At 63.4% G+C, this 11,111-nt stretch carries 11 protein-coding genes; 6 read left to right on the forward strand and 5 right to left on the reverse strand.

Going from position 1 to position 11,111, the window contains the following annotated elements; genetic code table 11:
- Nucleotides 1-8: 8 nt before the first annotated feature.
- Nucleotides 9-911, reverse strand: coding sequence for a carbohydrate ABC transporter permease (locus AC50X5_RS09275; RefSeq protein ID WP_494975791.1), 903 nt, complete (start codon nt 909-911; stop codon nt 9-11).
- A gap of 131 nt (nt 912-1,042) precedes the next feature.
- Entirely contained in the window at nt 1,043-2,371 is a 1,329-nt protein-coding gene (locus AC50X5_RS09280) for an ABC transporter substrate-binding protein (RefSeq protein ID WP_494975792.1), read from the reverse strand.
- 305 nt (nt 2,372-2,676) lie between these two features.
- Here AC50X5_RS09280 and AC50X5_RS09285 point away from each other — a divergent pair, with 305 nt between their 5' ends.
- The 3 genes from AC50X5_RS09285 (at nt 2,677) to AC50X5_RS09295 (ending at nt 6,401) form a co-directional block, all read left to right on the forward strand.
- Nucleotides 2,677-4,110 carry an arabinan endo-1,5-alpha-L-arabinosidase gene (locus tag AC50X5_RS09285; RefSeq protein ID WP_494975793.1) on the forward strand — a complete coding sequence of 478 codons (1,434 nt, stop codon included), beginning with the start codon at nt 2,677-2,679 and terminating at the stop codon, nt 4,108-4,110.
- 90 nt (nt 4,111-4,200) lie between these two features.
- Entirely contained in the window at nt 4,201-4,890 is a 690-nt protein-coding gene (locus AC50X5_RS09290) for an ABC transporter ATP-binding protein (protein WP_494975794.1), read from the forward strand.
- A complete protein-coding gene (locus AC50X5_RS09295) occupies nt 4,890-6,401 on the forward strand; it encodes a DUF6297 family protein (protein ID WP_494975795.1) in 1,512 nt (503 codons plus the stop codon). The genes AC50X5_RS09290 and AC50X5_RS09295 overlap by 1 nt, the downstream gene beginning before the upstream one ends.
- Nucleotides 6,402-6,414: 13 nt before the next feature.
- On the opposite strand, the gene AC50X5_RS09300 is transcribed toward AC50X5_RS09295, so the two are convergent.
- Nucleotides 6,415-6,933, reverse strand: coding sequence for a DUF2243 domain-containing protein (locus tag AC50X5_RS09300; RefSeq protein WP_494975796.1), 519 nt, complete (start codon nt 6,931-6,933; stop codon nt 6,415-6,417).
- Between the two features lie 117 nt (nt 6,934-7,050).
- Between AC50X5_RS09300 and AC50X5_RS09305 the strand changes: the two genes are divergently transcribed.
- On the forward strand, nt 7,051-7,329 hold the full coding sequence (locus AC50X5_RS09305) for an ArsR/SmtB family transcription factor (RefSeq protein WP_494975797.1): 279 nt from the start codon (nt 7,051-7,053) through the stop codon (nt 7,327-7,329).
- A 3-nt stretch (nt 7,330-7,332) separates the two neighbouring features.
- Complete coding sequence (locus tag AC50X5_RS09310) at nt 7,333-7,740, forward strand: VOC family protein (RefSeq protein ID WP_494975798.1); 408 nt, start codon at nt 7,333-7,335, stop codon at nt 7,738-7,740.
- 98 nt (nt 7,741-7,838) lie between these two features.
- On the opposite strand, the gene AC50X5_RS09315 is transcribed toward AC50X5_RS09310, so the two are convergent.
- Complete coding sequence (locus tag AC50X5_RS09315) at nt 7,839-9,125, reverse strand: glycoside hydrolase family 27 protein (RefSeq protein ID WP_494975799.1); 1,287 nt, start codon at nt 9,123-9,125, stop codon at nt 7,839-7,841.
- 162 nt (nt 9,126-9,287) lie between these two features.
- Between AC50X5_RS09315 and AC50X5_RS09320 the strand changes: the two genes are divergently transcribed.
- A complete protein-coding gene (locus tag AC50X5_RS09320) occupies nt 9,288-10,541 on the forward strand; it encodes a D-arabinono-1,4-lactone oxidase (protein WP_494975800.1) in 1,254 nt (417 codons plus the stop codon).
- Here AC50X5_RS09320 and AC50X5_RS09325 read toward each other — a convergent pair.
- Nucleotides 10,534-11,085, reverse strand: coding sequence for a DM13 domain-containing protein (locus AC50X5_RS09325; protein WP_494975801.1), 552 nt, complete (start codon nt 11,083-11,085; stop codon nt 10,534-10,536). The genes AC50X5_RS09320 and AC50X5_RS09325 overlap by 8 nt on opposite strands.
- Nucleotides 11,086-11,111: the final 26 nt, after the last annotated feature.

The raw sequence follows: 11,111 nt of genomic DNA on the forward strand, positions 1-11,111 counted from the left end.
TGCCTGCCTCAATCGATCGAAAACTGGTTACGGCGGTTAAGCCGGAACTGGATGAAGGTAATGATGAACACCAGCAGGCCCAGGATGACTGACATCGCCGAGGCGTAGCCCATTTGAAGGTTGTCGAAGGCTTTCTGCCAGATGTACCAAACGATGGTTGCCGATTCGAACTCGGGGCCGCCCGTAGGGGTCATAATGTTGATTTCCACGAAGATCTGCGAGCCGCCGATGATGCTGGTGACGATCAGGAAGAACGTGACCGGACGGACCATCGGGACCGTGATGTGGCGGAACTGCTGCCAGGCGGTGGCGCCGTCAAGGGAAGCGGCTTCGTAGAGGTACCGGGGTACGGATTGCAGCGCCGCCAGGTACAGCAGCATTGAGTAGCCCAGACCCTTCCAGATGGCCATGATGATCAGCGCAGGCTTTACCGTGGCCGTGTCCTGCAGCCAGTTGGGGCCGTCGATTCCCAGCAGCCCCAGGCCCTGGTTGATGAGGCCGAAGTCGCCGTTGAAGGCCCACTGCCAGAGGATGGCTACGGCCGCAATGGAGGAGATGACCGGCAGGTAATAAACGGTACGGAAGAACGTGGTGCCACGCATTTTCCGGTTCATGGCCAGGGCCAGGGCCAACGAGATCACCAGGCCGATGGGGATGCCGATCATCATGAACAGCGTGTTCCACAGCGACTTCAGGAAGTACCTGTCGCCGAACATCTTGACGTAGTTGTCCAGACCGTTGAACTTGGGAGCGGAAATTCCGTTCCAGCTCGTGAAGGAGGCGTAGACGGAGAACAGCAACGGGAAAAGCGTGAAGAGGAGGAATCCAAGCACCGGTATGGCAACAAAGAGCAGCGCGGCCTGGTGTTCCTTCCGGTGGAGCCGTGAACGGCGGTTGATGGTGGTGGTCATCGCTGGATCCTCTTTGATCGATGATTTGTGGAGGTGGTACTGGGGGAAGGACAAGTGATCAGGTGCCGCGGCGGTACTCGGGTACTGCCGCGGCACCTTGCTTTACTGCAGAGGACTTACCGCAGGAGGCGCTAGTGTCCGGCCTGCTGGTTGGCTGCGTCCAGGAATTCCTGCATCCTGGGCTGCGCTTCCTTCAGGTAGTCCGCCGCGGTCTGCTTGCCGTCCAGGACGGGCTGGATGTTCGTCCAGAGCTCGTCGTACCACTCGGCGTTGAACGTGTTGCCGCCGGGCAGCGCACGGCCGTAGTCCTTCACGACTTCCAGGAACTCAGCCTTGTTGGCCGGCTTGGTTGTGGTGTCCGCGGCCCAGGTCTCAGCCATGTCCTTAAGGTTGGGAATCTGGATGCCGGCGTCCACCAGGCTCTGCTGCGCTTCCTTGTCGGCCGTGAGGTACTCCACCAGTTTGACGGCCTCTTCCGGGTGCTTGGTGGTCTCCGAGACCGCGATGCCCAGGCTGCCGATCCAGCTGGCCGTCTTCCCGGTTTTACCCGCCGGGTAGGGAATCACATCCCATTCAAAGCCGAGCTTCTGGTAGGTGGAGAGGTCCCACGGGGCGATCGGGAAGAACCCGATCTCACCCTTCATCCAGCGCTGGTAGGTGTCCAGCGTCTGGGCCTCGGCCACCGATGGAGTCACGCCATGGACGTTCTGCAGATCAGCGAACCACTGCAGGGATTCCGCAAATTCCGGGGTGTCCACGGTGACCTTGGTGCGGTCCTCGTTGAGCCAATCGCCACCGTTGGACCAGACGAAAGGCTGCAGGTTCCACTGGACGTTCAGGCCGGTACCCCACTGATCCAGAGTGCCATCGCCGTTGGTGTCCGCCGTGAGCTTCTTGGCGGCATCCACGAACTCATCGAACGTGTAGGGCTTGTCCTTGTCCGGCAGTGGTATCCCGGCCTTTTCAAGCATCGTCTTGTTGTAGCCGAAGGAGAAGGGTCCAACGTCCTTGGGCAGGGCGTAGATGGCGCCTTCCCCGACCAGCTTGCCGTCGTAGCGGTAGCTGTCCACGCCGTACTCCCAGATGTTGTCCAGGTCGATCGTGTCGGAGCCTTCCACGTACTCCGTGATGTCCTTGACGATCCCGTTCTGCACGTAAGCCTGCACATCACCCGGGCCGATGTAGAACACATCGGGGATCTGCTTGCCGGCGATCGCGGCCTTGAGCTTGGTGGCGTACTGGTCAGCGGTGGTGACAATGATGTCCACGTCAACGCCGTTGGCAGCTTCGAACTGCTCGACGGCCTTTTCGTAGGCCTTCTTCTCATCTTCGCCGCCGCGGAACATAAACGTCAGCTTCTTTTCGCCGCTGTCTTCCGCGCTGGGGGCAGCGCAGCCGCCCAGCATCAGGCCTGCTGCGGTGAAGAGCGCCAGGGTGGCGGCTATGGGACGTGACTTCATTATCACGTGTTCCTTCCAAGTTGGGTGGAGCAGTCAGTAGGGGGTGAGGTGGTACTGGCCCCCCACCGTCCGCGGAGGCGAACGGGCATCCGGGGGATTCGTTGCAACGTTGTAAGAAACCTTCACACGGCTGCTGTCGAATCGTCAAGGGTGAACTTCCAGTTAATTTTCAACGGCGGCCCTAACTCTTGACGGCCCGGGCCACCCCATGCCATATTTCCGTTACAACGTTGCAAGTTTTGCAGCCCGGGCGCATCCCCCGCTGCCGACCCTTTTCCGATCCACCTTTCTGGAAGGACCACGTGATGACGAAGTCACGTCCATGGGCAGCGCGCGCCGCGGGTGTGGCGGCTGTTTTCAGCATCGCCCTGACCGCCGCCATACTCCCCACTGTCACGGCACCACCTCCCGGCATTGCCACAGAGTCAGCTGCTGCCACGCAAAAGCTGCAAGCAGATCCCGTTGGCGGCAAAACCGTTGTGGGCGAAACCTCCCCGATCCACGACCCCGCTCTCATCATCGACGACGACGGCACCTGGTACGTCTACTCCACCGGACGCCTGAACCGGGAAGGCGGCGGCACTATCCAGATCTGGTCCTCACACGATCAGGGCACCACCTGGGCATACAGCGGCAATGTGTGGGACCGTATCCCCGCCTGGATTGACCAGCATTTTGCCGACGGCGCGCTCCCGGACAATCTCTGGGCTCCGGAAATCACCGAACATGACGGAACCTACTACCTGTACTACTCGGCGTCGCGCTTTGGCGGAAACAACTCCCTCACCGCGCTGGCCACAAACACCACCCTTGACCCCAACGATCCCGAATACGAGTGGGTGGACCAGGGCATGGTGGTCTCCTCCCCCGCGACCGGCCTGGATCCGAACAATCCCAACAAGACGTTCAACGCGATCGATGCCGGCATCATCGAGGACGCGGACGGAACGCCGTATATGGCCATCGGCTCGTTCTGGTACGGCATTTTCCTGGTGCCGATCGAATGGCCCAGCGGTAAGCCGGTGGCGGACTGGCAGTCCAAGACCGTGAACATTGCTGACCGTTTTATGGCCGGAAACCCGGTCGAAGCGCCGTACATCACCCAACACGATGGCTACTACTACCTGTTTGTGTCCTTCGACCACTGCTGCCGCGGCGGCGATTCCACGTACAAGGTTGCCGTGGGCCGCTCGACGTCCGTGAAGGGGCCGTACCTGGACAAGGACGGCCGTGACATGTTTGGTGGTGGTGGCTCGGTGGTCCTTGATTCACACGGTGCAGTAACGGGGCCAGGTGGCCAGTCAGTGTTTGGCGATTACCTGGCTTTCCACTATTACGACGGCTCCAACCAGGACATCCCCTACTTCCCCACCCTTGGCATCCAGAAGATCAACTGGGTGGATGGCTGGCCGGAGTTTGACCAGACCGTGGAACTGCCGGCGGTGCAGAAACAGCCTAAGGCAGCGGCTTCGAAGGCAGGAAAGAAGGCCTCCTTCACTGCATCAGCCACCGGAACGCCGGGCCCGGTTGCCGTATGGGAAACATCATCCGACGACGGCGGCACCTGGCAGGGTATCGACGCCCAGCCGCTCACCAGACGCACGGACGAAGGGACGTACCGCTCAACGCTGGAGTTCCCCGCGGTGGCAGCCGACCAGGACGGACTGCTGGTCCGCGCGGTGTTCCAGAACGCCCACGGAAAGGTGACCACGGACGCCGTCGAACTTTCAGTGAAGTAGCCCGGCACACTTCGTCCGCCCCGACCGGGTGGGTCCCACCCGGTCGGGGCGGCGCGCCACCGGCCCAACGCCCACGTTAGATTTGGACGTATGGATCGAGTGGGGGCGCTTCTGGAAGTATCCGGCCTGTCTGTTGGCTATGGCGGCGTGGCGGTATGTGGTCCGGTAACGGCCCGGCTGGAGGCGGGAGAAGTCCTGGCCATGGTCGGCTTCAACGGCGCCGGTAAATCCACGGTGGCCAGAACCATTGCCGGCAAACAGGTGCCCCTCGACGGTGAGGTCCGGTTCGATGGGCTGCCCGTCAACGAAGATTCGGTGAACTTCCGCCGGGCCGTGGCCGCGGTTTTCGATGAGGACATCTTTTTCCCGTCGCTCAGCGTCAGGGAGCATCTCCAGCTCGTGGCACGCGGACATTCGGTACCGGACCCGGACGGCGCGGTGGCCCGGGAACTGGAGTTCTTCGGCCTTGGGCACCGCGCAGACGTCGTCCCGGATCTCGTCTCCTCGGGGCAGCGGCGCAGGTTGCTGCTGGCCTCGGCCCTGGTGCGCCCATCCTCACTGCTCATCCTGGATGAACCGGAGCAGCGCCTTGATCCGGTGATGCGGGAGCAGCTGGCAGGGCGGATCCGCACCTACACCGAGGCGGGCGGAGGCGTCCTCCTGGTCACCCACGATCCCGGGCTGTTACTCCGGACAGCAGACCGCGCGCTGCTGATCGACGAGACCGTGCTGGAACTGACTCCCCAGCGCGCCGCGGCGGACATTGCCAGTTCACACTGATGACCACGCCCTTGGGGACGTCCCTGGAAAGCCAACCGTTCGACGTCGTCCGTTTTACCCGGACCGCAGCACGGCAGCGCAGCCGCCGCGAGCGCCGGCACCTTGATGTGCTGCTGGACCTGTACAGCGCCGGGCTGGGTGCCGCTGTCCTCCTGATGATGCTGGGCTCGCTGGTTTTCGCGGTCAGGACGCACCTGATCCTTGAACCTCGCGGAGCCTCCGCCGCGGTGGTAGTCATCCCGCAGGAGCTTTTCCACGCCGCGCTGACGGTCTCAGCCCTGCTGGCGATCGCGTCGTTGAGCCGGAAAGTGGGGCCTGTCAGTGTCACGCGGACGGAGGCCTTTTGGTGGTTGGCCCTTCCAGTAGGGCGACGAAGGATGGTGGAGGGCAGCTTCCTGCGGCGCGTAGTGCTGTTCGCGTTGGCTGCATGCATCGCATACCTCCCCTTCAGCGCCCTGACGGAACTGGATGCGAACCCGGGAGGCCATGTCCTGGGATCCGTGACGTTCGGCCTGGCGACTGCTGCGGTGATGCTGCTGGCAGCGATGCGCCAGTTGCCGAAGTGGCCCCACGGGCCTGTGCCGACTTTCGCGCTGGCATTGGCGGTGTCAGCCCTTCCCGCCATCGCATCAGCCGGGACATCCTGGCCGGTGATACTCCTGGCGGTGGCCGTTGCAGTCCTCTGGCTATTTGTCGCACCCCGGCTGGGCACCATCCCGGGCACCAGCCTGACCCGCGGGGGCGCAGTGGCAGGCCATGCCGGGGCAGCGCTCTTCTTCATCGACTTCAATGAGTTGACGCGCGCCCTCAGCGGCAGCCCGCGCAGCGGGTCGGTCACCACCTTCCGGCGTCTCTACGCGCTCCACGCAAGGGGTCCGTGGACGGCGCTGTTCCTGGCCGATGCCGCGGCCTTCCTGCGGCAGCCCGCACCGGGACGGAAGTTGGCCATGTTCCTGGCGTTCGGCCTCGCGGTGATGATGGCCGACGGCGGACTGGCGCTTCCAGCCCGCCTGGCGGTCCTGCTGGTGGCTGGCTGCGCCGCCGCATCCGCCGCGGGCCACGTCGCCAAACGTACGGCGATCACACCCGGCGTCGATGCCGTCCTCCCGCTCCATCCGGCGGCAGTCCGGCTGAGCAGAATGATGATGCCGGCGCTGGCATTGTCGCTGTGGATGGGGATCCTGACCGGCGGACTGGTTCTTCTGGGCATTGCCGGTCCCGCGCTGGTCCTTCTGGGCGTCCTCTGCGGCCTGGGAATGGGTGCGGGGGCGATCCGGGGGGCATATCGCCGGGCACCGGATTGGTCGACGCCGCTGGTGGAAACGCCCTTCGGCCCGGTGGCAAGCGTTCAGTTGCGCTCATTTACCGCAGGCGTGGATGCGGTGGTGCTGGCGATGGCTCCGGTGCTGCTGGCGTTGTATGCAGGAGAGGTGCCAGGCATCCTGATTGCGGCACAGCTCCTTGCCTCGGTTACCGCAGTCCTGATCGCGGCATTCTCCCGCGGACGTTGAGTCTTCCCTCGGATCACGGCCTGAGGGACTGTCCGCTGGCAGTCCGCTGCCCGCGGCGGTGCAGCAACCAACCGCCAAACAGCAGCGCGAGCCCAAAGGCGAGAAAGCCGATATCCCAGGCCACTGGAGCGCCCAGGTCATCCCGGACGTGGTGAATCTGCAGGAGATGGTGGTTGATCAGGCCCTCCACCAGGTTGAAGATCCCCCAGCCGGCCAGCACCAGGCCAAAATGGAAGCTCCAACTGGGCGCACGCCGTCCACGGCGCCATTCCACCAGCATGACGATCGAGGCGGCGAGAACCAGGAACCAGGTGGCAACGTGGAAGAAACCGTCAGCCAGGGTGTTTACCTGGAGTCCGGCCACGGTGCTCGTGGGGAACTCTTCCACGTGGCTGACCATGTGGTGCCACTGCAGGATCTGGTGCAGGACGATACCGTCGACGAAGCCGCCCAGGCCCAGTCCGAAGAGTATTCCTGCAGTTCTGGAGGGGGCGGCCACCCTCTGTTGCCGGCTATCCGAAACCTTAACCATAGGTTCAGGCTACTGCCGGGCACCCCGGGTGGGACAGCCCCTGCACGAGCAAACCGGGCTTCCCTTCTGCAGGACCAATGCTTAATATGCAAGCAACTACTTGCCTATACTGAACCCATGGCCGATATCTTCCGGGCACTCGACGACGACACCAGGCGCCTGATCCTGGATGATCTGTCAGCGCGGGACGGGCAGACCCTGTTGGAGATCTGCACCATGATGGCCATGCGCCATGGTCTGTCTTTGACACGGCAGGCCATTTCGCAGCACCTCAGCGTACTGGAGTCCGCCGGCCTCGTTGTCACGGAAAAGCGCGGCCGGTCCAAGTTCCACTACTTCAATCCGGCGCCACTCGCAGAGATCACCGAGCGCTGGCCCCACCAGAAAGAGACCTGACCCATGAAAATTTCCCTGACCAGCCTGTTCGTTGACGATCAGCGGGCGGCCCTGGCTTTCTACACGGACGTACTCGGCTTCGAAAAGCGCCATGACATTCCGATTGGCGATGACTTCTGGCTAACCGTCGCCTCCCCGGAAGCCCCTGAAGGACCGGAACTGCTGTTGGAGCCGTCGGGCCACCCTGCCGTTAAGCCTTACCGGGATGCCCTGATGGAGGACGGCATCCCGCTCGCCCAGTTTTCCGTAGAAGACATCAAGGCCGAGCATGCCCGATTGAGCGGACATGGCGTGGTTTTCACTCAGCCGCCGACTGACATTGGCACGGCCCTTGTGGCCGTCTTTGATGACACTTGCGGCAACCTCATTCAGCTCATTGAAATGAAGCCGGGATTCGCCGAAGCGATGTGATGCCTATTGCACGCATGGCAAAGCGGTATGACCGACTTTCACGCGCACAACCTGCCTCAGAGCGGGCGCAGACCTCCTCTTACCAGCAGCAGCCCCGGCTAGCGGGGCAACGGGCTGAAACGGAACAGTTGCACACCGTGCGGAGCGATCCTCAGCTCCAGGGCGCGCCGTCCGTTCTCCAGCTTTATGACGGCGGCATCCCCACTCCACGCCTCCGTCGCTTTCCCTGGGGCGTCGGGAAGCCCCAGGTCGCAGAGCGGGACCACCCGGACCGTATCAACCGCCCCGGTGTTGAAGGCTGCGACAAACTGCTCTGCCGACGTCGTACTCTCTGCAGCCCAAAGCACAAGATCCCCGTCGCGCAGCAGTTCACGGTTGTTGCGGCTCGCGTTCAGGACGTCAAGTACGTCGCGGTTGGTCAGGAATTCCATGATTTCGGGCGGCGAGGTCGGCAGATCACAGCCCAGCATCAGCGGCGAGCGGGAGATGGCCCAGAGCGTCATCATGGTCCGTTGCTCATTTATCGTAAGGCGGCTCAAGCGTGGCTCGCCGCGCTCGGCCCGCAGCGCAATCCGTCCCACCGGCAGCATGTCAGCGTCCGCCCACGCACCCGGGCGTTGGTGCGGAGCCCACCGCGCCATCCTGGTGAACTGCGCCTCCACGTCTTCCCACACGTCCCACAGATCATCAGAAACGCGCCACATCTGGGCATTCCCGCGGAGGTGTTCCAGGCGCGCCAGGGACAGCGCCCGGCCCGGCGACAGGCTCAGTACCATCGGCCTGCCGCACCGCGCGATGGCCTGGTGATAAGCGGCGATTTCGGCGTCGAAGTACGGGCCCAGCATGTCGTCAGCCTTAATGAAGTCCACGCCCCACTCCGCAAAGAGCCGAATCTGGGAATCGTAGTAGGCCTGGGCGGCGGGATGCCCGTGGTTCAACCCGAAGTTGTCAGTATTCCAGTCGCACACTGATTGTTGATCGGCAGCCTGGTCCGCAGTGAACGTGGTTCCTTCGATGGGCAGCCGGTCCCGGACGGCCTGCCGGGGAATGCCGCGCATGATGTGCAGGCCGAACTTGAGGCCCAGAGCATGAACCCTGTCCGCCAGGACCCTGAACCCCGCCCCTCCCGCTGCCGACGGGAAGCGGTTGAGGGCCGGAAGTTGGCGTCCAAAACCATCCAGTTCCAGGGCTGCGCCGTCGTTGTAACCACCGGCGCGGGCCGTGGGTTCGTACCACTGGATGTCCACCACCACGGTGTTCCAGCCGTAAGGCAACAGGGTTTCAGCCATGAAGGAAGCATTGGCCAGCACCTCGTCTTCAGTGACGGTGGTGCCGTAGCAATCCCAGCTGTTCCAGCCCATGGGCGGTGTTGGCGCGAGTGTCATCCGGCAAATTTACAACGATATAGAATTGGCCACCAGCCTCCGTATCCGGCCCCGGTTCTGCTGCAGGCAGCGGCCGGGACCGATGGCTGGAAGTACCTTGACACTGAATTTGTTAGCGCTGACAGTTGACGGAGCGCCATACACGATCGGAAAGTCGGCTTTATGAAGAACTGGGCAGGAAACCTCGAATACTCCTCCGCGGACGTCAAGCGTCCCGGCTCGGTGGCCGAACTGGCCGCTGTAGTGGCCGGCGCAGACCGGATCAAGGCCCTAGGCTCGCGGCACTCCTTCAACCGGGTGGCCGATACCGACGGCGTGCATGTGCTGCTGGATGCGCTGCCGCAGGAGATCGAACTGGACACGCAGAGTCAGACGGTACGGGTCAGTGGCGGTGTCAGCTACGGCGCGCTGTGCCGTGACCTGGAGAGCTCCGGTTTCGCCATCCACAACCTGGCTTCGCTGCCGCACATTTCAGTAGCAGGTGCCATCCAGACGGGCACGCACGGTTCCGGGGTGGACAATCCCTCGCTGGCAGGCGCCATCGAACGTATTGACCTGGTCCGGGCAACCGGTGAGCAGGTATCCCTCTCACGTGCTGACGGCGACGACTTTTTGGGCAGCGTGGTGGGTCTCGGCGCCCTGGGTGTGGTGACCGCCGTCGAACTGTCCGTTCGCCCCAGCTTCCTGATGCGCCAACGGGTCCTGGAAGACCTGCCCTGGGACACCGCCCTCGCGGACTTCCGCGCCTTGGTTTCCAGTGCCTACAGCGTCAGCCTGTTCACGGATTACACCGGCGACTCCATCAACCAGGTGTGGCTTAAGGCGCTCGACTCGGAGCCTGCCCTTGGTGGACTGTTCGGCGCCACTGCGGCCACCCGGCCGCGGCATCCGCTGCCGGACATGTCGGCCGAAAACTGCACGGTGCAACTGGATGAGCCGGGTCCGTGGCTTGACCGGCTCCCGCATTTCCGTCACGAGTTCACGCCGAGCAACGGCGAGGAACTCCAGAGTGAATTTATCCTGCCGCTGGAGCAGGCACCGGCCGCGCTGGAGGCCGTCCGGACTATTTCCGGCAAGCTTTCGCCGTTGCTTTTCGTTTCGGAAATCCGGACCGGGGCCGCGGACGAATACTGGCTCAGCCCCTTCTACCGGCAGCAAAGCGTGGCACTGCACTTCACATGGAAGCCACTGCAGGCCGAGGTTGAGGCAGTACTTCCGGAACTTGAATCGCTGCTCCAGCCTTTCGGCGCCCGCCCGCACTGGGGCAAGCTCTTCACGCCCACCGGCCATGACTGGGAAGCCCTGTACCCCCGGTTCGCCGACTTCCGCGCACTGGCAGCCAGCCATGATCCGGAAGGCAAGTTCCGCAACTCGCTGCTGGACGCAGTTCTGGGCGCGCCCATACCGGCTACCTAGGAAGGAGCTGGGCTGCTCCGAATGAGACGCCAAACTGGACACACCACAGATCCACGGCCTTGTACTTTGTGAGGTCCACTTCGGCGGGAATCGTGTACACCTGGTTGCCCTGGTTGCCTTTGATCAGGCCCAGGTCGTAGTACTCCGCCCCGCCCGCGGTGTACCAGCCGTCGGTTCCTTCCACCACGTCCGCGGCGCTCAGCCACACATGAACGTCGGGCCCGTTGGAAGTGTCGAGGTTCTCCAGGGTCAGGACCCGGGTTCCGTCCGGCTGGGAGACGATCCGGACAGTGCCGCTGGTGGCGTGCTCGTGACTGATCAGCGAGCCGGTTGCCAGTTCCACGGGGCCCGCGGGGAGGACAGGGCCGGACGACGGCGACGGCGAACCGCTGGCGGACTCGCCGGAGGCAACGGGGGACGGTGCCTGGGCTGCCACGGTGGGCAACTGCTCGTCCACGCGGACATCAACGAACAGCAGCCATGGCTTGAAGACCACCAGCCCGACGACGATCGCCACCACGCCCACCAGCGCTCCTAGTGTCAACCATCGCCTGCGGCCGCTGCCGCCAA

The sequence above is a fragment of the Pseudarthrobacter sp. MDT1-40-2 genome, from assembly GCF_059383595.1.